At 59.3% G+C, this 25803-nt stretch carries 25 protein-coding genes; 14 read left to right on the plus strand and 11 right to left on the minus strand.

From position 1 onward, the window contains the following. Positions 1-86 precede the first annotated feature (86 nt). The 4 genes from FN828_RS09295 to FN828_RS09305 all read left to right on the plus strand — a co-directional run bounded on the left by FN828_RS09295 (position 87) and on the right by FN828_RS09305 (position 2977). A complete protein-coding gene (locus tag FN828_RS09295) occupies positions 87-374 on the plus strand; it encodes a co-chaperone GroES (protein ID WP_142493124.1) in 288 nt (95 codons plus the stop codon). Positions 375-413: 39 nt separating this feature from the next. Further along, positions 414-2051: a chaperonin GroEL gene (groL, locus tag FN828_RS09300; protein ID WP_142493125.1), complete on the plus strand. Its 1638-nt coding sequence runs from the start codon at positions 414-416 to the stop codon at positions 2049-2051. A 78-nt stretch (positions 2052-2129) separates the two neighbouring features. Beyond that, positions 2130-2414: a hypothetical protein gene (locus tag FN828_RS21050; protein ID WP_328592207.1), complete on the plus strand. Its 285-nt coding sequence runs from the start codon at positions 2130-2132 to the stop codon at positions 2412-2414. After that, positions 2351-2977, plus strand: coding sequence for a DMT family transporter (locus FN828_RS09305; RefSeq protein ID WP_328592208.1), 627 nt, complete (start codon positions 2351-2353; stop codon positions 2975-2977). The genes FN828_RS21050 and FN828_RS09305 overlap by 64 nt, the downstream gene beginning before the upstream one ends. Positions 2978-3028: 51 nt before the next feature. Here FN828_RS09305 and FN828_RS09310 read toward each other — a convergent pair whose 3' ends face one another. From FN828_RS09310 to FN828_RS09335, 6 genes are all read right to left on the minus strand, one after another. Beyond that, complete coding sequence (locus tag FN828_RS09310; RefSeq protein WP_142493126.1) at positions 3029-3949, minus strand: electron transfer flavoprotein subunit alpha/FixB family protein; 921 nt, start codon at positions 3947-3949, stop codon at positions 3029-3031. Beyond that, a complete protein-coding gene (locus tag FN828_RS09315) occupies positions 3949-4707 on the minus strand; it encodes an electron transfer flavoprotein subunit beta/FixA family protein (protein WP_142493127.1) in 759 nt (252 codons plus the stop codon). The genes FN828_RS09310 and FN828_RS09315 overlap by 1 nt, the downstream gene beginning before the upstream one ends. 252 nt (positions 4708-4959) lie before the next feature. Next, the gene (locus FN828_RS09320; RefSeq protein WP_142493128.1) at positions 4960-5532 is read right to left on the minus strand and encodes a cob(I)yrinic acid a,c-diamide adenosyltransferase; all 573 of its coding nucleotides are present in this window, start codon (positions 5530-5532) and stop codon (positions 4960-4962) included. Positions 5533-5537: 5 nt separating this feature from the next. Continuing rightward, positions 5538-5738 (minus strand): twin transmembrane helix small protein, encoded by a 201-nt coding sequence (locus FN828_RS09325; protein ID WP_142493129.1) that lies wholly within the window; start codon positions 5736-5738, stop codon positions 5538-5540. A gap of 79 nt (positions 5739-5817) precedes the next feature. After that, complete coding sequence (locus FN828_RS09330; RefSeq protein WP_142493130.1) at positions 5818-6648, minus strand: SDR family NAD(P)-dependent oxidoreductase; 831 nt, start codon at positions 6646-6648, stop codon at positions 5818-5820. Between the two features lie 74 nt (positions 6649-6722). Continuing rightward, complete coding sequence (locus FN828_RS09335; protein ID WP_142493131.1) at positions 6723-7268, minus strand: SH3 domain-containing protein; 546 nt, start codon at positions 7266-7268, stop codon at positions 6723-6725. A 219-nt stretch (positions 7269-7487) separates the two neighbouring features. Here FN828_RS09335 and FN828_RS09340 point away from each other — a divergent pair, with 219 nt between their 5' ends. After that, entirely contained in the window at positions 7488-9830 is a 2343-nt protein-coding gene (locus tag FN828_RS09340; RefSeq protein WP_142493132.1) for a DNA topoisomerase IV subunit A, read from the plus strand. Positions 9831-9999: 169 nt separating this feature from the next. Here the strand turns inward: FN828_RS09340 and FN828_RS09345 are convergent, their stop codons facing one another. Beyond that, entirely contained in the window at positions 10000-10470 is a 471-nt protein-coding gene (locus FN828_RS09345; RefSeq protein ID WP_142493133.1) for an Lrp/AsnC family transcriptional regulator, read from the minus strand. Between the two features lie 119 nt (positions 10471-10589). Between FN828_RS09345 and putA the strand changes: the two genes are divergently transcribed. The 6 genes from putA to FN828_RS09375 all read left to right on the plus strand — a co-directional run bounded on the left by putA (position 10590) and on the right by FN828_RS09375 (position 18459). Beyond that, positions 10590-14105 carry a bifunctional proline dehydrogenase/L-glutamate gamma-semialdehyde dehydrogenase PutA gene (putA, locus tag FN828_RS09350; RefSeq protein WP_235891447.1) on the plus strand — a complete coding sequence of 1172 codons (3516 nt, stop codon included), beginning with the start codon at positions 10590-10592 and terminating at the stop codon, positions 14103-14105. 201 nt (positions 14106-14306) lie between these two features. Continuing rightward, positions 14307-15317, plus strand: coding sequence for a C4-dicarboxylate TRAP transporter substrate-binding protein (locus FN828_RS09355; protein ID WP_142493134.1), 1011 nt, complete (start codon positions 14307-14309; stop codon positions 15315-15317). Between the two features lie 97 nt (positions 15318-15414). Next, a complete protein-coding gene (locus FN828_RS09360; RefSeq protein ID WP_142493135.1) occupies positions 15415-16059 on the plus strand; it encodes a TRAP transporter small permease subunit in 645 nt (214 codons plus the stop codon). Then, positions 16059-17459, plus strand: coding sequence for a TRAP transporter large permease (locus tag FN828_RS09365; protein ID WP_142493136.1), 1401 nt, complete (start codon positions 16059-16061; stop codon positions 17457-17459). Before FN828_RS09360 ends, FN828_RS09365 begins: the two co-directional genes overlap by 1 nt. Positions 17460-17639: 180 nt before the next feature. After that, positions 17640-17774 carry an aa3-type cytochrome c oxidase subunit IV gene (locus tag FN828_RS09370; RefSeq protein WP_142493137.1) on the plus strand — a complete coding sequence of 45 codons (135 nt, stop codon included), beginning with the start codon at positions 17640-17642 and terminating at the stop codon, positions 17772-17774. Positions 17775-17802: 28 nt separating this feature from the next. Next, entirely contained in the window at positions 17803-18459 is a 657-nt protein-coding gene (locus FN828_RS09375; RefSeq protein WP_142493138.1) for a hypothetical protein, read from the plus strand. 14 nt (positions 18460-18473) lie between these two features. Here the strand turns inward: FN828_RS09375 and FN828_RS09380 are convergent, their stop codons facing one another. The 4 genes from FN828_RS09380 to greA form a co-directional block, all read right to left on the minus strand. Further along, complete coding sequence (locus FN828_RS09380) at positions 18474-18806, minus strand: AzlD domain-containing protein (protein ID WP_142493139.1); 333 nt, start codon at positions 18804-18806, stop codon at positions 18474-18476. After that, positions 18806-19528 (minus strand): AzlC family ABC transporter permease, encoded by a 723-nt coding sequence (locus tag FN828_RS09385; protein ID WP_142493140.1) that lies wholly within the window; start codon positions 19526-19528, stop codon positions 18806-18808. The genes FN828_RS09380 and FN828_RS09385 overlap by 1 nt, the downstream gene beginning before the upstream one ends. A 111-nt stretch (positions 19529-19639) precedes the next feature. Continuing rightward, entirely contained in the window at positions 19640-20656 is a 1017-nt protein-coding gene (locus FN828_RS09390; protein WP_142493141.1) for a hypothetical protein, read from the minus strand. 19 nt (positions 20657-20675) lie between these two features. Further along, entirely contained in the window at positions 20676-21146 is a 471-nt protein-coding gene (gene greA, locus FN828_RS09395) for a transcription elongation factor GreA (RefSeq protein ID WP_142493142.1), read from the minus strand. Positions 21147-21447: 301 nt separating this feature from the next. On the opposite strand from greA, the gene FN828_RS09400 reads away from it, so the two are divergent. From FN828_RS09400 to FN828_RS09410, 3 genes are all read left to right on the plus strand, one after another. Then, positions 21448-23094: an electron transfer flavoprotein-ubiquinone oxidoreductase gene (locus FN828_RS09400; RefSeq protein WP_142493143.1), complete on the plus strand. Its 1647-nt coding sequence runs from the start codon at positions 21448-21450 to the stop codon at positions 23092-23094. Between the two features lie 148 nt (positions 23095-23242). Next, entirely contained in the window at positions 23243-24946 is a 1704-nt protein-coding gene (locus tag FN828_RS09405) for a tetratricopeptide repeat protein (protein WP_142493144.1), read from the plus strand. Beyond that, entirely contained in the window at positions 24939-25760 is an 822-nt protein-coding gene (locus tag FN828_RS09410) for a 4-(cytidine 5'-diphospho)-2-C-methyl-D-erythritol kinase (protein WP_142493145.1), read from the plus strand. Before FN828_RS09405 ends, FN828_RS09410 begins: the two co-directional genes overlap by 8 nt. Positions 25761-25803: the final 43 nt, after the last annotated feature.

Genomic DNA, 25803 nt, shown 5'->3' on the forward strand with positions numbered 1-25803 from the left:
CCGTTAGCACTCGACTAGGGTGAGTGCTAACGGCCCCGCTTAATGAGAAGGGGGCCAGGATAACTTTGAGCCAAGGAGCCTCAGAGATGGCATTTACACCGCTTCATGACCGCGTGCTGGTTCGCCGCGTGGAAAGCGACGAAAAGACCAAGGGTGGTCTGATCATCCCCGACAGCGCAAAAGAAAAACCGGCCGAAGGTCTGGTTGTTGCAGTTGGCGCAGGCGCAAAAGACGATGACGGTGATCGCATCGCAATGGACGTCAAAGAAGGCGACAAAATCCTGTTCGGCAAATGGTCCGGCACCGAAGTCACCATCGACGGCGAAGAGCTGCTGATCATGAAAGAATCCGACATCATGGGCATTCTGTCCTGATCGTCGACGCTGAAATTCTAGGATACAGGAGCAAGCAATATGGCTGCTAAGGACGTAAAATTCGATACCGAAGCCCGCAACAAGATGCTGAAAGGCGTCAACATTCTGGCTGATGCTGTGAAAGTGACGCTTGGCCCGAAAGGCCGGAACGTGGTTCTGGACAAATCTTTTGGCGCGCCCCGCATCACCAAAGACGGTGTTTCGGTTGCCAAGGAAATCGAACTGGAAGACAAGTTCGAAAACATGGGCGCGCAGATGGTGAAAGAAGTCGCCAGCCGCACCAATGACGAAGCCGGTGACGGCACCACCACCGCAACCGTTCTGGCCCAAGCCATCGTCAAAGAAGGCATGAAGTCGGTTGCAGCGGGCATGAACCCGATGGACCTGAAGCGCGGTATCGACCTGGCAACCGCCAAAGTCGTTGACGCAATCAAAGCCGCAGCGCGCCCCGTGAACGACAGCGACGAAGTCGCCCAAGTCGGCACCATTTCGGCGAACGGCGAAAGCGAAATCGGTCGTCAGATCGCGGACGCAATGCAGAAAGTCGGCAACGAAGGTGTGATCACCGTCGAAGAAAACAAAGGTCTGGAAACCGAGACCGTTGTTGTCGAAGGGATGCAGTTCGACCGTGGCTACCTGTCGCCCTACTTCGTGACCAACCCCGACAAGATGATTGCAGATCTGGAAGACTGCATGATCCTGCTGCACGAAAAGAAACTGTCGTCGCTGCAACCGATGGTTCCGCTGTTGGAATCGGTGATCCAGTCGCAAAAACCGCTGCTGATCATCGCGGAAGACGTTGAAGGCGAAGCGCTGGCAACCTTGGTTGTCAACAAACTGCGCGGCGGTCTGAAAATCGCAGCCGTGAAAGCACCGGGCTTTGGTGATCGCCGTAAGGCCATGCTGCAAGACATCGCGATCCTGACCGGCGGTCAGGTCATCAGCGAAGATCTGGGCATGAAGCTGGAAAGCGTCACCATGGACATGCTTGGCACCGCCAAGAAGATTTCGATCACCAAAGACGAAACCACCATCGTTGACGGCGCAGGCGAAAAGGCCGAGATCGAAGCACGCGTGGCTCAAATCCGTACCCAGATCGAAGAAACCTCCAGCGATTACGACCGTGAAAAGCTGCAAGAGCGCGTGGCCAAACTGGCTGGCGGTGTTGCCGTGATCAAAGTCGGCGGCATGACCGAAGTCGAAGTGAAAGAGCGCAAAGACCGTGTGGACGATGCTCTGAACGCGACCCGCGCAGCCGTGCAGGAAGGTATCGTCGTTGGCGGCGGTGTGGCTCTGGTTCAGGCAGGCAAATCGCTGGATGGTCTGGAAGGCATCAACAGCGACCAGAACGCCGGTATCGCCATCGTGCGCCGCGCACTGGAAGCGCCGCTGCGTCAGATCGCTGAAAACGCCGGTGTGGACGGTGCGGTTGTTGCGGGCAAAGTCCGTGAATCGACCGATCTGGCCTTTGGCTTCAACGCTCAGACCGAAGAATATGGCGACATGTTCAAATTCGGCGTGATCGACCCCGCCAAAGTAACCCGTACCGCGCTGGAAGATGCGGCATCGGTTGCTGGCCTGCTGATCACCACCGAAGCAATGGTGGCCGACAAGCCGCAAAAAGACGCCCCCGCAGGCGGTATGCCCGACATGGGCGGCATGGGCGGCATGATGTAATCTGCCGAACATCGGATTTCGGAAAGGCCCGCCTTTGGTGGGCCTTTTCTTTTTCGTGCCGCGTGCCACGATGGCGGCATGAGACTCATTCTTCTGACGACGCTGACGATGGTCGCCTTCGCGGCGAATTCTGTACTGAACCGGATGGGGCTGGCGCAGGCAGGTATGGACCCCGTGGCCTTTGGCACGATCCGGCTGGTTTCCGGCGCGGCGATGCTGGGCGTGCTGGTGCTGGCCCTGCGCGGGGGCATTACGCTGGCGGGGCGGGGCGGGGACGTGTGGCCGGTGTGTCGTCCTTGGTGTTGTACATATATGGGTTTTCCGGTGCCTATGTTGCGCTGGACGCGGGGATGGGGGCGCTGATCCTGTTTGGCACGGTGCAAATCACCATGTTCGCGGGGGCACTTTGGCAGCGCGATACCCTGCCGCTGATGCGCTGGCTGGGGGCTTTGGTGGCCTTTGCGGGATTGGTCTGGTTGCTGTGGCCAGGCGCAGGCGCGGAGGTGCCATTTGCGCAGGGCGGTATGATGGTTTTCGCTGGTGTGGGCTGGGGTATTTATTCACTGGCTGGTCGTGGGGCCGGGGATGCCTTGGGGACGACTGCCGCCAATTTCCTGCTGGCTGTGCCGGTGGGGGGCTTACTGGGACTATGGCACTCAGCCGGAGGAGAGGCGGCCCCCGCCACCGCAACAGGTATCGGGCTGGCGGTTCTGTCTGGCGCGGTTACGTCCGGTCTGGGTTATGCGCTGTGGTACAGCCTGTTGCCTGCTTTAGGGGCGGGGCGTGCCGCAGTGGCGCAGCTTTCAGTGCCGGTGATTGCCATGATTGGCGGGGCGCTGCTGCTGGCTGAATGGCCGGACCCCAATGTGCTGCTGGCTGCCGCGGTTGTGCTGAGCGGGGTCTTTCTGTCGCTCAGGGCAAAATAAAAGGCCCGCCACTGGCGGGCCTTTCTGTATCTTGTTGCGTCCGTCGGGCGCTTACAGTTTGCCGGTCAGATCCGGGACTGCTTCGAACAGGTCGGCAACCAGACCGTAATCGGCGACTTGGAAGATCGGTGCTTCTTCGTCTTTGTTGATTGCGACGATGACCTTGGAATCTTTCATCCCGGCCAAGTGCTGAATCGCACCCGAGATACCGACGGCGATGTACAGTTCCGGTGCCACGACCTTGCCGGTCTGACCCACCTGCCAGTCGTTCGGGGCAAAGCCCGAATCCACTGCGGCACGCGATGCGCCAACAGCAGCGCCCAGCTTGTCGGCCAGAGCTTCGATAATGGCAAAGTTTTCTTCCGAACCCACGCCACGGCCACCGGACACAACCACCTTGGCCGAGGTCAGCTCGGGGCGGTCGCTTGCGGCAACTTTGTCTTCAACCCATTCGGACAGGCCGGGGTTGGCAGCGGCTGCGGCAGCTTCGACAGCGGCAGAGCCACCTTCGCCAGCGGCGTCAAAGGTCGAGGTCCGAACCGTCAGAACCTTTTTGGGGTCATTCGATTTCACCGTCTGCATGGCGTTGCCCGCATAGATCGGGCGCTCGAACGTCGAACCGTCCACAACGGCGGTCACGTCCGACAGAACCATCACGTCCAGCAGCGCAGCAACGCGCGGCAGGATGTTTTTGGCCGATGCGGTCGACGGGGCCACGATATGTTCGTAGTCGCCAGCCAGCGAAACAACCAGATCGGCGACCGGCTCGGCCAGACCATTGGCATAGGCGGCATCGTCAGCCACCAGAACCTTGGACACGCCGTCGATTTTGGCGGCGGCATCTGCGGCAGCGGCAGGACCGGCGACCAGAACGGTCACTTCGCCCAGTGCTTTGCCTGCGGTGACAGCTTTCGCGGTGGCGTCCAGCGCCAGTTCACCGCCCGAAACTTCTGCAAGAAGAAGAACAGCCATTACACGATCCCCTTTTCTTTCAGCTTGGCGACCAGTTCGTCGACCGAGCCAACCATTTCACCAGCCGAACGTGCGGCGGGTTCTGCGGTTTTCACGACTTCCAGACGCGGGGTGACATCGACGCCGTAATCGGCGGCGGTTTTTTCATCCAGCGGCTTTTTCTTGGCTTTCATGATGTTGGGCAGCGACGCATAGCGCGGTTCGTTCAGGCGCAGGTCGGCGGTGATGATGGCGGGCATCTTCACCTTGATGGTTTGCAGGCCGCCGTCCACTTCGCGGGTTACGGTGGCGCTGTCGCCGTCCACACCCACTTCGGAGGCAAAGGTTGCCTGGCTCCAGCCCAGCAGTGCCGACAGCATCTGACCCGTGGCGTTCATGTCGTTGTCGATCGCCTGTTTCCCGGCGATGATCAGGCCCGGCTGCTCTTCCTCGGCCACTTTGGCCAGGATTTTCGCAACGGCTAGCGGCTCGATGTCCTGATGTACGTCATCGGCAGCCACAACCAGAATGGCGCGGTCCGCACCCATCGCCAGCGCCGTGCGCAGCGTTTCCTGCGCCTGTTTCACGCCGATGGACACAACCACAATCTCATCGGCTTTCCCGGCTTCTTTCAGCCGGATCGCTTCTTCGACTGCGATTTCGTCGAACGGGTTCATCGACATTTTGACGTTGGCGAGATCGACACCGCTTCCATCCGCTTTCACACGGACCTTCACGTTATAGTCGATCACACGTTTAACAGGTACGAGTACCTTCATATCCGTGGTCTCCCTTCAGTGGTGGGAAGGCGCGAAACGACTCCCCAAGAACTCTCTGCGCGTTGATATATACTTGCGCGGCGGCAAAACAGTGCAAAATCGTCACGTTAGCGCCAACCGACGCCGCGTTTCTGCCGATTTGACATAAAATGCCGTTAGGGCAGGACTGTTCGCATGTGAATTATAGCTTGTCCAGAAGAATTTTGCACATGCAGCAAAGCGGCGCCCTAGGTTTGATTCCTCAGGTCCGCTTTAGCGATTTGCGCCCGGCACCCACAGCACGTCACTGTTTCCATTGTCATTGGCCACACGGGCGGCCACGAACATCCAATCGCTGAGGCGGTTCAGATATTTCACGGCGGCGGGGTTGACGGGTTCAGACAGGGCCAGTTCCACGGCCAGACGTTCCGCGCGGCGCGATACGGTGCGGCACAGATGCAGATGCGCGGCCAGCGCCGACCCACCGGGCAGGATGAAGCTGCGCAGGGGTGACAGGTCTTTGTTCATTGCGTCGATTTCGGTTTCCAGCCGCGTGACCTGTGCGTCGGCCATGCGCAGGGGCGGGTATTCGGATTCGGCGTCTTTTTCCATATCCGGGCGGCATAGGTCGGCCCCCAGATCGAACAGATCGTTTTGAATGCGGGCCAGCGCGGCATCCAGTTCTCCGGTTGCGTGCAGGCGGGCCAATCCCAGCGTGGCGTTGGTTTCGTCCACCGTGCCATAGGCATTTACACGGGCGGCATTCTTGGCCACGCGATCGCCGTTGCCCAAGGCGGTGTCGCCCTTGTCCCCGGTGCGGGTATAGATTTTGTTCAAAACCACCATGATAGTCAGCCCCTTCTGATCCAGACGAACAGCAGAATCAGCAACACGGCAACGAACTGTGCCGCGATACGCATCCGCATGATTTTATTGGCGTGCTTGCGGTTGAAATCGCCACCTTTGGCAAAGCCGCCAATGCCGATCATCAGGATCACCACTACGCCCAGACAGGCCGCAGCGACGACATAAAAAAGGGGATCGTCCTTCATTGCGAAAGGTCCTTTCGATTGCTTGCGCCTGATGTAGCGGTCCCGCCGGGAAAAGCGAACCCGCGTTTTGTCGCGCAGCTTAGCCTTTGGCCAGCAGCCAGTCCAACATGCGTGTGGGCAGGATACGGCGCAAGGTGCCCATGATATAGGTGGCCGTGGTGACATAATACCGTGGGCGCGGCGACGGGGTGTTCAGGATGCGCAACACTTTTGCCGTAACGGCAGAGGGGGGCAGCTCAAACATGTCCTTGCCCTCTTTCTGGGCATACAGGCGCGGGATCAGGCTGTCGCGGTATTGCTGGGCGCGAGGGGATGATTCCCAGTCGATCCATTTTTCAAAATACGGCACGGAATTGGCCCGGATGCGGGATGTGACGGGGCCGGGTTCCAGCAGCACCACCTGAATATTGGTGTCCCGCATTTCCAGCCGCAGCGTATCTGTCAGCCCCTCTAGTGCGAATTTCGAGGCGTTATAGGCGGACCGCCACGGCGCAGCCACCAGCCCCAGCACCGAGGAACAGTTGATGATATGCCCGTGGCCCTGCGCCCGCATGACCGGAATCACCAGCCGGGTCAGATCGTGATAGCCAAACAGGTTAACCTCGAAAATTTCGCGCAACGCGCCGCGGGGCAGGTCTTCGGCAGCGCCGGGGCAGGCGAAAGCGCCGTTATTATATAGCGCATCCAGCGTACCGCCGGTCTGTGTCAGAACGTGATCCAGCGCCGCGCGAATGCTGGCCTCGTCCGCGTAATCCAGTTGCAGGGCGTTCAGCCCTTCGCTGCGCAGGCGTTCCACATCTTTTGTCTGGCGGCAGGCCGCGAAAACACGCCATCCGGCCCGCTGCAACCCATGCGCCGCGTCATATCCGATGCCCGATGAGCATCCGGTGATCAGGATTGATTTTGCCATGCTGCCCTTGCCGCCTGTTTGCCCGTTGCGGCAAGGGCTAGGGGAAATACCGCGCGGTTGCAATCACGGCTGTTTCAGCCTTCCAGCTTTTGCAGCAAACGGCTGGCCATCCATCCGATGCGGCCGTTTTCAGCAACCTTCAGTTTCACCCAGCCATTACCCGGCTCCTGAAGGATTTCCACACGCGTTCCTTGGGTCAATTTCAGAATCACGTTGTACTGGGTGCTTGGCCCATTGCGCAGGTTCACGCGGGTGGCGGTCACCTGTCGTATATCCGGGGGGGAAGCTTCGGGGTGTGTTTCTGCTGCGATGGTGTCCGGTTTGGAGGCGGCAGAGGTGGAGCCTGCCGTGTTGTCCAATACCGGGGATGACGCGTCGAACGCCGCCCGCGTCACCATTGCGTCACTGATGTCCGGGGTGTCGGTTTTGTCTGGCAGGCGGGCGTTTTGCTGTTCGCGGGCCGCCCGGTCTGCGGCCTGTTTTTCAGCCAGTTGTGCGGCTGCTTCGGCGCGCACCTGTTCCTTTTGGGCCATAAGATCAGCCGCAAAATCCGTGCCGCCGCTGACCTCGTAAAAGGCCCAGCCAAGGAAAACGAACGACAGCAAAATAAAGCGCAACATCACGCGCCCCCATATCAAACGAACACTAAAATTTAGATCAGCATAACATGGATTTGGTAAAATGCTTATGGGGAAAGCCGGAAAACTGTTCCCCCGCAGTCAAAACACCATGCGGAAATCTTCAACAACACAAAGGGGATAGCCGGTTATGCACAACAGATTGTCTAAGGATTTGGCCTGTGGCTTGCCGCGCCAGATTTTGGGCGGTACACAGCATGTATGAGCGATGTGCTGGACGACCCCAACATGAACCCAACCGAACTGGCCGAGCCGCTGCGCCGGGCCATCGGTGAACGTTATCTGACCTATGCGCTAAGCACGATCATGCACCGGGCCTTGCCCGATGCGCGTGACGGGCTGAAGCCGGTGCATCGGCGAATCCTGTATGCGATGCGCGAATTGCGACTCAGCTCTACCGGGGGGTTCCGTAAATCGGCTAAGATCAGCGGTGACGTGATGGGCAACTATCACCCGCATGGTGATGCCGCGATTTATGATGCGATGGCCCGTCTGGCGCAGGATTTCAACGTCCGTTACCCGCTGGTGGACGGACAGGGGAATTTCGGCAATATCGACGGCGATAACCCCGCCGCCAGCCGGTATACCGAGGCGCGGATGACCGCCGCCGCCGAGGCGCTGCTGGAAGGGCTGAACGAAAACGCCGTTGATTTCCGCGAAAATTACGATGGCACCCTGACTGAACCCGTGGTGCTGCCCGCCGCGTTTCCGAATCTGCTGGCGAATGGGGCGGCCGGGATTGCCGTGGGGATGGCGACGAACATCCCGCCGCACAATATCGAAGAACTGTGCAACGCCTGCCTGCATCTGATCAAGGCACCGGATGCGCGGGACGATACGCTGCTGCAATATGTGCCGGGGCCGGATTTTCCAACCGGCGGCGTCATCGTTGAACCCAAGGAAAATATCGCACAGGCCTATCGTACCGGGCGCGGATCGTTCCGTCTGCGTGCGAAATGGGAGGTCGAGGATCTGGGCCGGGGGACATGGCAGGTTGTCGTGACCGAAATCCCCTATCAGGTGCAGAAATCCAAGCTGATCGAAAAAATCGCCGAGGTTATCCAGACCAAAAAGGTTCCGATTCTGGCCGATGTACGGGACGAATCCGCTGATGACATCCGGCTGATTCTGGAACCCAAATCGAAAAACGTAGACCCGCAGGTGTTGATGGGAACGTTGTTCCGCAGCACCGATCTGGAGGTGCGTTTCAGCCTGAACATGAACGTCCTGATCGACGGCGTGACCCCCAAAGTGTGCAGCCTGAAAGAGGTTCTGCGCGCCTTTCTGGATCACCGCCGCGAGGTGCTGCTGCGCCGTTCGCGTCATCGGCTGGAAAAGATTGATCACCGTCTGGAGGTTCTGGAAGGGTTCATCATCGCCTTCCTTAATCTGGATCGCGTGATCGACATTATCCGCTATGACGACGATCCCAAAGCCGCCCTGATGGCCGAAGATTGGGGCGTATCGCACAAGCGGGCGACGTCGGAAAAGGATTACCTGTCGCCGCTGCCCGCCAAGGGCGATGGTGAACTGACCGAGGTTCAGGCCGAAGCGATCCTGAACATGCGCCTGCGCAGCCTGCGGCGTCTGGAAGAAATCGAACTGACCCGCGAACGCGATGCCCTGATGGCGGAACGTGCCACGATTGAAGATTTGCTGGACGACGAAGGCCTGCAATGGGGGCGCATTTCCGACGAATTGCGGGAAACACGTAAACGGTTCGGGCGTGACTATGAGGGCGGCGCACGTCGCACCCAGTTTGCCGAGGCGACCGAAGTCGAAGACGTCCCGCTGGAAGCCATGATCGAACGGGAACCGATTACGGTGGTCTGTTCGCAAATGGGCTGGATTCGCGCCATGACGGGCCATATCGACCTGACCCGCGAACTGAAGTTCAAGGATGGCGACGGTCCGCGCTTTATCTTCCACGCGGAAACCACCGATAAGCTGCTGGTCTTTGCTACGAACGGGCGGTTTTATACCTTGTCAGCGGCCAACCTGCCCGGCGGGCGTGGTATGGGCGAACCGCTGCGCCTGATGGTCGACCTGCCGAACGAGGCGGAAATTATTGACCTGTTCATCCACCAGACGGGGCGGAAATTGTTGGTCGCCTCCTCCGAAGGGAACGGGTTCATGGTTGGCGAAGAGGATGTTCTGGCCCAGACCCGGACAGGCAAACAGGTGTTGAACGTCGGTGATGGGGTCAAGGCGCAACTGGTACGTCCGATCGCGGGCGATCATGTTGCCATCGTCAGCCAGAACGGCAAGCTCTTGGTGTTCCCGGTATCCGACTTGCCCGAAATGACACGGGGCAAGGGCGTGCGCCTTCAGAAATACAATATGGCGCGCGGACGTCAGGGGACGCTGGAACTGGATGGCGGCCTGTCTGATGTCACAACCTTCAATTGGGATGATGGTCTGTGCTGGGAAATGGGCGGCGGCAAAACCCGCCACGAACCGGACCTGACAGAATGGCTGGGAAAACGGGCCGGGGTTGGGAAAAAACCGCCCTATGGGTTCCCGCGGTCCTTCAAGTTCAGTTAAGCCAGCGCAAGTGCGCGCCTTCTCCTTGCAGCTTGGGGCTTTGCCCCAAACCCCAGAGTGTTTCTGATCAGAAAGAAATCAATCCGCTTCTTTTTGATAAAAAATACTCCGGGGTGAATGCGCCGCAGGCGCAGAGGGGCAGCGCCCCCTTTTCCTGATCGAAAGGGGATTACAAGGCTTCGTCCTTGACCGATTGCATCGACACATGGGTCGAGGTGGAGCCAACATAGGGTAGGGTGGAAATCACCTCTCCCAGGACGCGGCGATAGCTTTGAATGTCACTGGTCCGGACCTTCAGCAGGTAATCGAAGGAACCGGCGATCATGTGGCATTGTTCGATTTCCGGCACCGCCAGAACCGCCTTGTTGAACGCCCCCAGGGCTTTTTCGGTGGTGTCTGTCAGTTTCACTTCGGCAAAGGCGACGTGTTCCAGCCCCAGCTTTTCAGCGTTCAGAATGGCGCGGAAACCCTGAATATAACCATCATCCTGAAGCCGTTTCAGGCGCACCTGACAGGGGCTTTTGGACAGGCCCACCTTGCGCGCCAGTTCGGTCACGGGAATGCGCCCGTTTGCGGACAGAATGGTCAGAATTTTACGGTCGATACGGTCCAGATCGTCGCTTAGATCGGGGTGAGGCATGGATATGGCCTGTCATTTGTTTAATTTTCAGGCCAAATGCCTGTGAATTTCAATTCTACGGGAAAACTGCCCGAATTGCATCTGGTAATCTGCCGGTACTGTCCTTTTGAGAGCCACTGATGACCGATATGACCCCCCTTCGTTTTGCCGAACTGGCCCCGCAGCGCACCGCGATCCGTCAGGTGCATCACATGGCTGAAACCACTGTTTTATCGGACCTGCGTGCGGCCCATGCGCCAGATGCCACCGTCCGGCAGTCTGCCGTCGCGGCGGGTGTGTCGCTGGTCAAACGTATTCGCAGCGCGAAAAATGCTGGTCTGATGGAGGTGTTCCTGTCCGAATATGGCCTGTCCACCAAAGAAGGCATCGCCCTGATGTGTCTGGCCGAGGCGCTGCTGCGGGTGCCGGATCGTGACACGATTGACGAATTGATCGAGGATAAAATCGCGCCGTCGGAATGGGGTGCGCATCTGGGGCGGTCGTCGTCGTCGTTGGTGAATGCCTCGACCTGGGCCTTGATGCTGACGGGCAAGGTGCTGAAAGAAGACGAAACGCCGGGATTGGCGGCCACCTTGCACGGCGCTGTCCGGCGCTTGGGCGAGCCTGTGATCCGCTCTGCCGTGGCGCGCGCGATGAAGGAACTGGGTGCGCAGTTTGTTCTGGGGCAGACGATTGACGAGGCGATCAAGCGCGGCAGCGCACGGGCGAAAGACGGATATACGTTTTCCTATGACATGCTGGGCGAAGCGGCGCTGACGGCCCGTGATGCCGCGAAATATCACGCGGCGTATCTGGATGCGATTCAGCGTCTGGCAGGGGAATGCCGCCATGATGACATTCGCCAGAACCCCGGCATCTCCATCAAACTGTCCGCGCTGCATCCCCGGTACGAGGTGGGGCAGGCGGATCGTGTCATGCGCGAACTGACCGCGTCGACGCTGGAACTGGCCCTGGCGGCGAAACAGGCAGGCATGGGGCTGAACATCGACGCGGAAGAGGCGGATCGGCTGGACCTGTCGCTGGACGTGATACAGGCAGTTCTGGCGGATGATCGGCTGGCGGGCTGGGATGGGTTCGGCGTGGTGGTGCAGGCCTATGGCAAACGTGCGCCTTTCGTACTGGATTGGCTGCATGGGCTGGCGCAGAGCTTGGATCGCAAAATCATGGTGCGGCTGGTCAAGGGGGCCTATTGGGACACGGAGATCAAACGCGCTCAGGTCGAAGGGCTGGGCAGCTTTCCGGTTTACACCCGTAAACAGGCGACCGATGTGGCCTATCTGTGCTGTGCGCAAAAGCTGTTGGGGATGACGGATCGGATTTATCCGCAATTTGCCACCCATAACGCGCATACAGTGGCCGCTATTCTGGAAATGGCGCGGGGGTTGACGGGGCAACCCTATGAGTTCCAGCGCCTGCATGGCATGGGCGAGCTGCTGCATGATCTGGTGAAGCAGGACAATCAGACCCGCTGCCGGATTTATGCGCCGGTGGGGGCGCATCGGGATTTGCTGGCCTATCTGGTGCGGCGGTTGCTGGAAAACGGGGCGAATTCGTCCTTTGTGAATCAGATCGTGGACGAGGATGTCGCCCCGGAAACCGTGGTCGCCGATCCATTTGCGGCGCTGGACGGTTTGGCGGGCACGCCTGTGCGCGGTGTGGCTGCACCTGCGGATTTGTTCCGGCCCGAACGGGGCAATTCGCAAGGCTGGGATTTGCACGACAGCCGTGATCTGAGCAATATCGAGGATGCGCGCACCCCCTTCCGGACCCATCAATGGCAAGCTGCGCCGCTGACGGTCAGCCCCGCTGCGGATGGCCCGGTGCGGGCGGTTATGAACCCCGCGCTGCCGGGCGATACGGTGGGGCTGGTGGCCGAAGCGACAGCCACACATGCCGCGCAGGCGGTGGCCGATGCGCGGGCATGGGATGTGCCGGTTGCGGATCGTGCGGCGGCGCTGAACCGTGCCGCAGACCTGTACGAGGCGCATTTTGGCGAATTGTTCGCCCTGCTGGCCCGCGAGGCAGGCAAGACCCCGAAAGATGCGATTGCCGAACTACGAGAGGCGGTGGATTTCCTGCGCTATTACGCAGCACAGGCGGCCGGTCTGGATGCGCCCGCGCGTGGTGTGTTCACCTGCATTTCGCCGTGGAACTTTCCCTTGGCGATTTTCTCGGGGCAGATTGCGGCGGCGTTGGCGGCGGGGAATGGCGTGTTGGCAAAACCGGCGGAAACCACCAGCCTGATCGCCCATCGCGCCACGCAATTGTTGCATCAGGCCGGGGTGCCAGTGGCATCGCTGCAATTGCTGGCGGGGCCGGGGCGTGAACTGGGGGCGGTTCTGACGGGCGGGGCCAGCATCAATGGTGTGTGCTTTACCGGATCAACCGCCACGGCGCAGCGCATTCAACAGGTGATGGCGCAAGACACCGCCGCCGATGCCGCATTGATTGCGGAAACCGGGGGGCTGAATGCGATGATCGTGGATTCCACCGCGCTGCCGGAACAGGCGGTGCGGGATATTATCGCCTCGGCCTTCCAGTCGGCGGGGCAGCGGTGTTCGGCCCTGCGCTGTCTGTATGTCCAAGAGGATATCGCCAACAGCCTGTTGGCCATGCTGTATGGCGCGATGGATGAACTGCGGATCGGTGATCCGTGGGACCATGCCACCGATGTGGGGCCTGTGATTGATGCCCGTGCGCAGGCGGATTTTGCGGCTTATATCGCGGCTGCGCGGGAGCGGGGGGCGCTGTTGCACCATCTGGCCGCGCCCGAACAAGGGCATTTCATCGGCCCGGCAGTGATCCGTGTGAACGGGATTGCTGATCTGGAACGGGAAATCTTTGGCCCGGTGCTGCATGTCGCCACCTTCAAAGCGGCTGAAATTGACGCGGTTGTGGATGCGGTGAATGCCACGGGTTATGGGCTGACCTTTGGGCTGCACACCCGGATTGACAGCCGGGTGGAACAGGTGTCCAGCCGCTTGTGCGTGGGCAACCTGTATGTGAACCGCAACCAGATCGGGGCCATTGTCGGCTCGCAACCCTTTGGTGGCGAAGGCATGTCTGGCACGGGTCCAAAAGCAGGCGGCCCGGCCTATTTGCCGCGTTTTGCCCAATGTGACCGGATCGCGCATTCCGCCTCAGGCGGGAAGGCGGTGAAGGTGGCGCAGGTGCAGGCCGAACTAGACCGTCTGGCCGTCTTGCCGCAAGAACGCTTGTCCGTCACCGATCTGCCGGGGCCGACGGGGGAATCCAACCGCCTGTCTGTTTATGGGCGTGGCACGGTTTTGTGCCTTGGGCCGACGGCCGAGGATGCAATCGAACAGGTGCGCATTGCGCGGGATAACGGGTGTCAGGCCTTGGCCGTTGCGCCCGGTGTTCCCCCGGCGCTGGGGCTGGATGGCACCCTGCCGCGCGGCGCATTGGAACATCTGGAGCATGTCGCGCTGCTGGCCTGCTGGGGGACGGATGCCGATGTGGCCCCGATCCGCCGCGCCTTGGCGGCGCGGGACGGGGCGCTGATCGGGCTAAGCTGCGGGTCCGATCTGGCGGCGCGTTGCCGGATGGAACGCCACATCTGCGTGGATACCACCGCCGCAGGTGGCAACGCGCAATTGCTGGCGGCAAGTGCCTGATTCGGCGTCATATTGGTCGTATAGGGCGGGGATCAGCCCCGGCCCTATACGTTTGAAGTAGTTCAGCCCCGGATTGCTACCCAATGGTGGGTATGCGAAAATTTGACCAGTCAGGAAAGGGTTGGCACCAGCGGATCACTGTACTAGCTTCCCCAGATGTCAGCGGCAAAAATCAACAAAGCCGCCTACTGGGAGGACATCATGAAGAACCTTATGACCAAGGCCGCCGTGGCGGCCCTTGCCTTTGGCTTTGCAACCGAAGCAATGGCAACAGAATGGAATGTTTCCGTTTGGGGTAAGCGCCGCGCCTTTACCGAACATCTGGAAAAGATGGCCGAAATCGTGGCCGAAAAGACCAATGGCGAATTCACCATGAATGTCAGCTATGGCGGTCTGTCGAAGCCCAAGGAAAATCTGGACGGTATTTCAATCGGCGCGTTTGAAATGGCGCAGTTTTGCGCGGGCTATCACCCGGACAAAAACCCGACCGTGACCGTTCTGGAACTGCCGTTTCTGGGCGTGAACACGCTGGCCGAAGAAGTGGCGGTTTCCAATGCCGTCTATGCGCATCCTGCCGCGCAAAAGGATCTGGCCCGCTGGAATGCAAAGCTGCTGATGCCGTCGCCCATGCCGCAGTACAACATTGTCGGCACTGGCGAACCGCGCGATACGCTGGAAAAAATGAACGGTATGCGCGTCCGCGCCACCGGCGGGATCGGTCAGGCGTTCAAGTCGATCGGCGCGGTTCCCACCTCGGTTCCGGCAACCGAAGCCTATAACGCGATGGAAAGCGGCGTTGTGGATACTGTGGCCTTCGCCCAGCACGCGCATTTTGCCTATCGCACGATTGATCAGGCGAAATGGTGGACGGCGAACCTGAACCCCGGCACCGTGAACTGCCCGGTGGTGGTGAATATCGACGCCTATGAAAGCCTGTCGGACGCCCACCGCGAGGCGCTGGACAGCACCGTTGATACCGTTGTGGCGTATTACCTGGAAAACTATGGCAAGACGCTGACCAAGTGGGATCAGGTTCTGGCCGAAAAGAACGTGACCAAGGTTATGCTGAGCGAAGAAGAAATCGCCAAGTTCAAAGCCACCGCAGCCGACCCGATCCGCGAAGAATGGATCGCCAAAATGGATGCGCAAGGCATTCCGGGTCAGGATCTGTATGACACGGTGATGACGGCGCTGGCGGAAGCCCGCAAATAAGCAAAGCTGCTGAAAATACCCGCCCGAAGGTTTCGGCCTTCGGGCGGTTCGGCCTTTTTGGCCCAATGAAGCAACAATTTACAGACAGGGGGATAGCATGGCAGGCGGAGCGGCTGTGCTGGAAGATGGCTCGGGGTTGAGCCGTCTTGACCAGGGACTTCACAAGGTTGAACGTGTTTTGGCCCTGATCAGCGGTATCGCGGTGTTTTCACTGATGCTGCTGGCGGTGGTTTCTGTTGGGGGGCGCAATTTGTTCAATGCGCCCTTGCCCGGTTATGTGGACTGGATTGAACAGGCCATGCCATTGATCGCCTTTATGGGGGTTGCCTATACCCAGCGCGATGGCGGTCATATTCGCATGGATATTCTGGTGGGCCGCCTGAAAGGGCGTGTGCTGTGGGGGGCGGAATTCCTGACGGCGCTGGTGACGCTGATCCTGATGGCGCTGCTGGTTTGGGGAAGCTGGACCCATTTCCAGCGTAGTTTCGATTTCGGCGCCCCGATGTGGAGCCGCGACAGTTCCATTGATATCGGCATTCCGCTGTGGCCCGCAAAACTGCTGGCACCTGTGGCGTTTTCGGTGCTGTGCCTGCGTATGGTGCTGCAAGTCTGGGGCTATGCCCGTGCCTTTGCGCTGAACCTGTCGGAACCTGTGGCGGTGCCGCTGGTGATGTCCGCTGCCGCGCAGGCCGCGGAAGAGGCGCAGCATGTCAGTGGTCTTGATGAAGAGGACGCGAACTGATGGAAAGTATTGAAATCGGTCTGTGGGTTTCCGGGTTCCTGCTGCTGCTGGTGCTGCTGGGGATGCGCGTGGCCTTTGCTGCGGCGATGGCGGGTCTGGTTGGGCTGGTCTGGATTTTCTGGAACAAGTTTGGCTACGATCCGTCGCGGTTCCTGAAAGCGGTTACAATCGCGGTGAAAACGGCGGGGCAGGTGCCGCATTCCAAGGTTGCCAGTCAGGCGCTTAGCCTCATCCCGACCTTTATCCTGATCGGCTATCTGGCCTATTACGCGGGTCTGACCAAAGCCCTGTTCGAGGCGGCAAAACGCTGGGTCGGCTGGTTGCCGGGCGGTCTGGCGGTGTCCACTGTGTTCGCCACTGCGGGCTTTGCGGCAGTATCGGGCGCATCGGTGGCAACGGCGGCGGTTTTCGCCCGGATTGCGATCCCCGAAATGCTGAAGGTCGGGTACGATAAACGCTTTGCCGCTGGTGTGGTGGCGGCTGGTGGCACACTGGCGTCCTTGATCCCGCCCTCGGCCATTCTGGTGATTTACGCGATTATCGTGGAACAGGACGTGGGTAAGCTGCTGCTTGCAGGGTTCATTCCCGGTGCATTTTCGGCAGTGATCTATGGTGCCTTGATCGTCGGTCTGGCGTTGGTGTTGCCGAAATTCGGCCCGCCGGTGCGGGGCTTCACATGGAAGCAGCGGTTCGCGTCGATTCCCCCGGCGTTCCCGATCTTTTTCGTGGTGCTGATCATCGTGTTGTTCATCTACAACCCCTTTGGCGGTGACGCTTGGGGCACCCCGACCGAAGGCGGTGCATTAGGGGCGTTCGTGGTGTTCCTGATGGCGGTTTATCGTGGAATGCGCTGGTCGCAATTCAAGGATGCGCTGCTGGAAACGGCGAAGCTGTCGGCGATGATTTTCACGATCATCTGGGGCGTGCTGATCTATGTTCGCTTTCTGGGGTTCGCCGATCTGCCGGGCGCGTTTTCGGATTGGATCACATCGCTGCATCAACCGCCGATGATGACATTGATCCTGATCCTGCTGGCCTATGCGGTGCTGGGCATGTTCATGGATGCAATCGGGATGCTGCTGCTGACTTTGCCGGTGGTTTATCCTGCTATCATGGCCCTGAACGGGGGCGAGATGGTCAGCGCAGCCGACAGCGCCTTTGGCATGTCGGGGCCGATGTGTGCGATTTGGTTCGGCATTCTGGTGGTGAAAATGGCGGAATTCTGCCTGATCACGCCCCCCATCGGGTTGAACTGTTTCGTCGTGGCAGGCGTGCGCCCTGACCTGAGCGTTCAGGACGTGTTCCGCGGCGTGACACCGTTCTTTGTGGCGGATGCGGTCACGATCGGGTTGCTGATTGCCTTCCCGTGGATCGTGCTTTGGTTGCCATCGCTGGCCTGACCTGATCCCGATTTGATTGGAAAACGCCCCCGTTTCGGGGGCGTTTTTTCGTTTTCAGGTCACACGGCCGTATTCTTGGAAGGATATACCGCAAGGGGCCGTTTCAGCGTTATTCCTGGGATGACAGGCCGGGAAAAATCCGTTAGTCACGGTTTGAATGCTAATCTAAGGAACGCGAAAATGGCAGACTTCAAGCCCGGTGAAATGGACGTAACTGTTCAGGAAAAAACCTTTGCAGGGTTCATTAACTTCACCAAATATTCGGTTGTGGTCATCATCTGCACGCTGATTTTCATGGCGCTGGTCAACGGCTAAGCACTGTTTGCCCAAGGGGACCCCACCGATGCGTAAATGGTTATTGGTTTTGGCAGCGGTCAGCCTGACGGCTGGTTGTGCGGTAAAGCAAGATCCGCCCGTCACGGACGAGCAGATCATCAATGCCACGTATCGGCATGATGCACCGCCTGAACTGACGCTTTATACGATGATCAACAACCAGAACGGATCGGGGGCGCATACGTCCCTGATGATCAACGCCAGCCAGCGCGTGATCTTTGATCCGGCGGGGTCTTTCCGGGATAAGGCCATCGTGGCCCGCAATGACGTGGTGTATGGTGTCACCCCCTATGTCGAGGATGTGTATACCCGTTTCCACGCGCGCAAGACCTATCATGTTGTGATCCAGCGGTTGCAGGTGACGCCCGAAGTGGCTGAACAGGCGTTGCGTCTGGCGCAGGGGATGGGCGAAATCGGTGACGGTCAATGTGCCAGCTCGACCTCGCGTCTGCTAAGCCAGTTGCCGGGGCTGAATATTCAGCAAACCATGCTGCCGAAAAAGCTGATGGCGCAATTCGGCGACGCCCCGTTGATGAGTTCGCGCAGCCTGTATGAATACGATGACGAAGATCGGTTCAAGGCGTTGCGGGAATACGATCCTGAAAAGGCCAAGGCCAGTTTTCAGCGTATCCGTGAGCGCGATTCTGCAAAGGCCGACGATTGATTGATCTGCTGGGATTAGCCCAGCAGATACAATGACAGATACAGGCTGGCAGCTCCTGCAAAGATCGCGGCCAGCACGTTTTTCCACAGATAGCCCACGATCACAGTGACCGCCGCAGCAATCAGGCGGGCCGGGTCCGGCTGTCCGCCGGTCACTGTGGGCCACATGACGGCGGGGGCAACCAGCCCCGGCAGGATTGCCACTGCCGTATAGCGCAGGTGACGCAGCAGCCATTCGGGCATGGCACGCTGGCCAATGATCCCGGTGAACACAAAACGCAGGCCAAAGCTGCCCAGCCCCAGACCGATCATGATGGTCCACAGGGTTTGAGTATCAATCTGATGCATCAGGCTGTTCCTTTCCGGGTGGCGCGGCGGGTGGTCCACAGCTCCACCTGTGCGCCGGTCATCATGCCGCCCAAACCGGCCACCAGAAGCCCCGTGTTATAGGGCATAAAGGCAAAGATCAGTGCCAACACGACCGATGACAGCGCCGCCGCCCGATGTGCAGCCGTGTGCAGCATGGGGGCGATCAACGCCAAAAAGGTGATCGGCACCGCGAAGTCCAGCGCCAGTTCCGGCGGGATATTCGCCCCGATCAACGCACCCGCCAGTGTCGAGAGATACCAGCTTGGGCAGACAGGTGTGACGACGCCAAAGAAGTAGCGCAGTTTCTGGGACAGGGACCAATCGGGATTTTTTTCGTATGCCATGATCGAGCAGGCATAGCTTTGGTCGACAGTGAAATAGGCGGCAAATGCCCGCTGCCATAACGGGGCCGCGCCGATATGTGGGGTCAGCGATGCCGAATACATCGCCATGCGCAGATTGACCGCCAAGGCCGAGGCCAAAATGACCAGCGTGGGGGCGTCCTCTTTCAACAGTTGGATGGCGGTAAACTGTGCAGCCCCCGCAATGACGACCACCGAAAAGCTAAGCGTTTCAAACACGTTCAGGCCTGCTTCGGTGGCGATTACGCCGAACAGAATACCAAAAGGAATCATCACCAGAAGGAAGGGCAACCCATCCCGGACGCCTTGCCAATATGTCGAACGGTCAGACTGTGACATGCCAATACCCCTATCTCAATGGGCATGGCCTATCGGCTGGACCGGGAAGATGCAATGTGGATCGGGCGCTGCGGGGTGGCTTGTGCTGTATGCGCCCGGTTCCTGTGCAGCTTAGTCAAACATACCTGTCACACGGCCCAGCAGCATAAAGGCGCGGGCGGTGCGGGTGTCTGACAAATCCGCAATTTCATTGTCGCTGGCGGATTCCGCGAATTCGGCCAGCATCCGATCGAAACGGCGCAGGAAATGGTGCGCGGTGTCACGGAAAATCGGGTCTTGCTTCATGCGTCCGGCTGACAGCGCCAGCGATGAACGGTCCCGAATCCCCCCAAGCGCGGAAATTGTGCGCCCGCGTTCGCCCTGCGCAAAGCGCCGCCAGATTTCTGCACGGGCGCGATCCGGGCGCAGGTCATCCATGTAAATGCCGTCCTGACTTAGCAGGGTCAGAATATCTTGTGCGGCCTGAATCAACTGCGCGGCTTGCCGGTCTTTCAGCGCCTTGCGCAGCGCGGCAAACCCTTCTTCGTCTTCGGCGGTTTCCGGGAAATTCAAGGCGCGGATGAAATCAGCACGTTCCAGCGGCGGCGCCAGATCTTCGGCCGGGGTGCCAAGCGGCAAGGGCGCCTGATCCTGTGGTGCGGGGGCGTCCGAGGGCTTGGGGGCCGGGCGCAACAAATCAGGCACAGCCCGGTCACGGGTCGAGGTAAACGTGGCCAGCGCGATTTCGGTTTTCTTCTGCGCTTCGGCGATTTCTTCCAGCTTTTTGGCGATGGTCGAATCCCCGGCTGACGACCGCCCTTGTGACTGTGCCAGATAGGTTTTGCGAATTGCGTCAATCGCAGCCTGAAGGCGGGCGCTTTCCTCGCGCATAACGCGCGAGGACCGTGCGGCGGTGGCGGCAACCCAGATCATTGCGACGGGCAGAAAGATCACCATCAGGGTCATCATGAAGCGCAGGGCCATATCAGCCGATGTGTCGCCGTTCAGCAGGAAAAAGAACACACCCGCCCCCAGCAGCCAAAGCAGGCTGAGGATGACGGCGATCATTTCGATCCCGGTTACGCGCCCGCCAGCGGGGCGTTCATACAGACCCAGCGGGGTCGAGCGGCTTTCTTCCTTATCGGCCATCGTCGCGGACTGCCTGCTGTCAGATGAACTGTATCTTCAACACTTCATAGGATTTTTCACCACCGGGCGTTCGGACTTCGACGCTGTCGCCTTCGTCTTTGCCGATCAATGCCCGCGCAATAGGCGATTTGATGTTCAAAAGACCTCTTTCAATATTGGCTTCGTGTTCGCCCACGATTTGCCAGGTCTTTTCTTCGTCGGTGTCTTCATCCACCAGCGTCACGGTCGCGCCGAATTTGATCGTGCCGGACATGGTGGTGGGGTCGATCACTTCGGCCAGGCCGATGATGCCTTCCAGTTCCTTGATCCGTCCTTCGATAAAGGACTGCTTTTCGCGGGCCGAATGATATTCGGCGTTTTCCGACAGGTCGCCCAATTCGCGCGCTTCGGCGATGGCCTGAATGATGGCCGGACGTTCGACGGATTTCAGGTTTTTCAATTCTGCCTCAAGCGCGACAAAACCCGCGCGGGTCATCGGTATTTTTTCCATAAGCCCATAGTTCCACGAAAGGCACGGCGGGCGCAGAACGCCCGCCGCATAGATAACATTCCTATTCGGGTTATCTGACCCGAAGCCCCGATACAATGCAAGAGATACATCGCCGGGCATTCGCGCGGATGGCGACCCGCGACAGGGGGGCGCCCTTTGATGGCGACCGTGTGCAGGAAAAACTGCCCGCGCAGCGCAGATTCCCGTATTTTAACGTTGTGTCGCAATTGACCAACATTGCTGCGCTGCGGTATCCCCGAGCGAAATAAAGTTACGCGCGTGATCCAGAGGAGGGCCACCCATGTCGGAAATCGAACGGGAAGCAATGGAATATGACGTTGTTATCGTCGGCGCAGGCCCTGCGGGCCTGTCGGCTGCGATCCGTCTGAAACAGCTTGATGCGGACCTGAACGTGGTGGTCCTTGAAAAAGGGTCCGAAGTCGGGGCGCATATCCTTTCGGGGGCTGTGCTGGACCCGTGCGGGCTGGACGCGCTGATCCCGGATTGGAAAGCAAAAGGCGCGCCGCTGAATACGCCGGTCAAGCACGACAATTTCTATATGCTGGGCGAAGCCGGGCAGGTGCGGGTTCCCAATTTCCCGATGCCGCCGCTGATGAACAACCACGGCAACTATATCGTGTCGATGGGCAACGTCTGCCGCTGGATGGCTGAACAGGCCGAAGAACTGGGCGTGGAAATCTTCCCCGGCATGGCGTGTTCCGAACTGGTGTATGGGGACAACGGTGAAGTCAAAGGCGTAGTGGCCGGTGTCTTTGGCCTGGAAGAGGACGGTTCGTATGGCCCGAACACCGAGCCGGGAATGGAGCTGCACGGCAAATATGTGTTCATCTCCGAAGGTGTGCGCGGGTCGCTGGCCAAGGAACTGATCAACAAATACGACCTGTCAAATGGTCACGGGCCGCAGAAATTCGGCATCGGGATGAAAGAGATCTGGGAAATCGACCCGGCCAAGCACCGCGAAGGCACCGTGACGCACACGATGGGCTGGCCGCTGGGATCGAATGCGGGTGGTGGATCGTTCATCTATCATCTGGAAAACAATCAGGTCTATGTCGGTTTCGTGGTTCACCTGAACTATAAAAACCCGCATCTGTTCCCCTATATGGAATTCCAGCGCTTCAAACATCACCCGATGGTGGCCGAACTGCTGGAAGGCGGCAAACGCGTGGCTTATGGCGCGCGGGCAATTTCCGAAGGCGGCTATCAGTCCATGCCGAAAATGGTGATGCCGGGGGCCGCGCTGCTGGGCTGTTCGGTGGGCATGGTCAACGTGCCGCGCATCAAGGGCAACCATAATGCCATGCTGTCGGGTAAGGCCGCCGCCGAAGCCGCCTATAAGGCCATTCAGGACGGGCGTTCGGGCGATGAGCTGACCGCCTATGAAACCGAAGTGCGCACAGGCGCTATCGGCAAAGATCTGAAAAAGGTCCGCAACGTGAAACCGCTGTGGTCGAAATTCGGCCTGATGGCGTCGCTTGGGTTGGGTGGGTTCGATATGTGGACCAACACCTTGGGCTTTTCGCTGCTTGGCACGCTGAAGCACGGGAAAACCGATGCTGCGGCAACCGAGGAAGCCAGCAAGCACAAGAAGATCGACTATCCCAAGCCGGATGGAAAGCTCAGCTTCGATCGGCTGACCAACGTGTCGTTCGCCATGACGAACCACGAAGAAAGCCAGCCCTGCCATCTGCAACTGAAAGATCCATCGGTTCCGATCAACGTGAACCTGCCGAAGTTCGATGAACCGGCGCAGCGGTATTGCCCGGCAGGTGTGTACGAGGTTCTGGACGGTGAAAATGGCCCGGAATTCCGCGTCAACTTCCAGAACTGCGTTCACTGTAAAACCTGTGACATCAAAGACCCCAGCCAGAATATCAACTGGGTCACGCCGCAGGGCGGGGATGGTCCGAACTATCCGAATATGTAAGCAAACAGGGCGGCCAAATGGTCGCCCTTTTTCTTTATTCCGCCGATATGATCGTTGCGCGGGTCTGGCGCATTGCCTTTGTCGCGCAGCGCGTTAGTCTGTCTGTCCGAGAAGTGAGAAGACAGGCAGGCAAATGGCGGGGATATCCATGCGCAAACGGATTTGGGGACTGGCTTTGGCCGTGGCAATCGGGTCTGCCGTGCCTGTACATGCGCAGGGGATTGCCGGGTCATATCTGGCCGCCCGCAGTGCGGGTATGTCCGGGGATTATCAGGCGGCGGCGGATTATTTCACCCGCGCATTGGCCCGTGATCCGTCGAACCCGCAACTGATGGAAAACACGGTGCTGGCGCAATTGTCTTTGGGGCAGTTGAACCGCGCGCTTCCCGTAGCCCGGAAGATAGAAGCAGACGGCCTGAACAGCCAGATCGCCCGCATGGTGCTGATTGCGGATGAAGTCGCCAATGACAAATATGACGCTTTGCTGACCCGGTTGGCAGAGCAGCGCGGCGTTGGTCCGCTGGTTGACGGGTTGCTGAAAGCATGGGGGCAACTGGGCGGCGGCGACTTCGGCGCGGCATTGAAAACTTTTGGGGAGGTGTCGCAAGAACGTGGTCTTGGGGCCTTTGCAATGTATCACAAGGCAATGGCGCTGGCCTCGGTCGGGGATTTTGAAAGCGCCGATGCGATTTTTACCGAAAACGCAGCCGGGCCGTTGCAGATGACCCGCCGGGGCGCAATTGCCCGTATCGAGATTCTAAGCCAACTGGATCGCAGCGAAGAGGCGCTGGCCCTGTTGGATGACTTGTTCGGGCAGGCCTTTGACCCTGCAATTCAGGATATCCGCGCCAAGCTGATTGCGGGGGAAAAGCTGCCATTTACCTTGGTGCAAAGCCCGCGCGACGGTGTGGCCGAAGTGTTCTATTCCGTGGCTGCCGCGCTGAACAGCGAAGCGGGCGAGGATTATACGCTGCTGTATACCCGTGTTGTAGAATACCTGCGCCCGGATCACGCCGATGCCATATTGCTGAGCGCCAATTTATTGGACGCTTTGGAGCGGTACGATTTGGCTGCTGCGGCCTATAAATCGGTGCCATCCGGCAGCCCATCGTATTTCGCAGCAGAGCTGGGACGGGCGGAAACCCTGCGCAAGGCTGACAAGGCCGATGCTGCCGCCGAAGTGCTGGAACAATTGACGCGCAGCCACGGTGAATATCCTGCGGTTTGGGTGACGCTGGGGGATTTGATGCGCCAGCTAAAGCGGTTCGAGGATGCCGTCAAAGCCTATGACAAGGTGCTGGATCTGGCAGGAGAGCCGGACCGTGACCAATGGTTTGTCTTTTACGCCCGCGCCATCAGTTATGAGCGCCTGTCCGAATGGCCCAAGGCCGAGGCCGATTTCCGCAAGGCGCTGGAATTGAATCCGGGGCAGCCGCAGGTTTTGAATTATCTGGGTTATTCGCTGGTCGAACATAAAATCAAGCTGGATGAAGCTCTGTCGATGATCGAACAGGCGGTCGAGGCGCAACCCGAAAGCGGCTATATCGTCGATTCGCTGGGGTGGGTTTTGTACCGGCTGGGGCGCTATGACGAAGCGATTGGCCATATGGAACGGGCCGCGGAATTGATGCCAGTCGATCCGGTGGTGAATGACCATCTGGGCGATGTGCTTTGGGCTGTAGGCCGTAAACGCGAGGCGGAATTTCAGTGGCACCGGGCCTTGTCTTTTGTGAAATATGACAACGCTTCGGGCGATGTGGACCCGGATCGTATTCGCCGCAAGCTGGCGGTTGGGCTGGATGCCGTTCTGGCCGAAGAAGGATCACCGCCGTTGAAGGTGGCGCATGAGTGACGGTTGGGTTCTGGCCCCGGCCAAGGTGAACCTGACGCTACATGTGACCGGACAACGTGATGACGGCTATCACGTTCTGGATTCGCTGGTGATGTTTGCCGATATTGGGGATCGGGTGCGGGTGACGCCCGCGCCGCAGATGGGATTGACGATTAGCGGGGCGTTCGCGGGAAATATCCCTGATGATGCGCGGAACCTGTGTTGGAAAGCCGCCGAGGCCTTTGGCGAAACGGTTCAGATCGAATTGGAAAAGAACCTTCCAGCCGAGGCCGGGATTGGCGGTGGTTCGTCAGACGCCGCTGCGGTGCTGCGCGCGATGGAGGCGACGTTTGGGCGCGCCTTCGAGCGGGACCCCATTGTGTTGGGGGCGGACGTTCCCGTGTGTTGCGTGGCTCATGCCGCGCGGATGCAGGGGATCGGGGAACATGTTTTACCGCTTTCTATGAAGCCGATTGCTGCGGTTTTGGTGAACCCCGGTGTGGCCGTGTCCACCCCCGAGGTGTTCCGTGCGATGACCCATCGCAACAACCCACCTATGACGGATTGGCCTGAAGGGGGCGGAACCCCGGAAGCGTTGGGGTGGATTGCATTACAGCGCAATGACATGGAGGCGGCAGCGATTGCCCGTCAGCCCGTCATTGCCGTGGCGCTGGCAGAGATTCAGCGCCGTGCGGATGTGAAGGTGTCGCGCATGTCCGGGTCCGGCGCGACCTGTTTTGGATTGTTCCCGAATTATGCGGCGGCCTGCAACGCTGCAACTGTGCTGGCGGAAAAGCATCCGGGATGGTGGGTCAGGGCCGTGACGCTACAGTGAAATCTGCGCCCGTTTCGGGGCGCGGATTTTGAGTGTTTTCAAT

It is taken from the genome of Thalassovita litoralis, from assembly GCF_900182725.1.
GTDB lineage: Bacteria > Pseudomonadota > Alphaproteobacteria > Rhodobacterales > Rhodobacteraceae > Thalassobius > Thalassobius litoralis.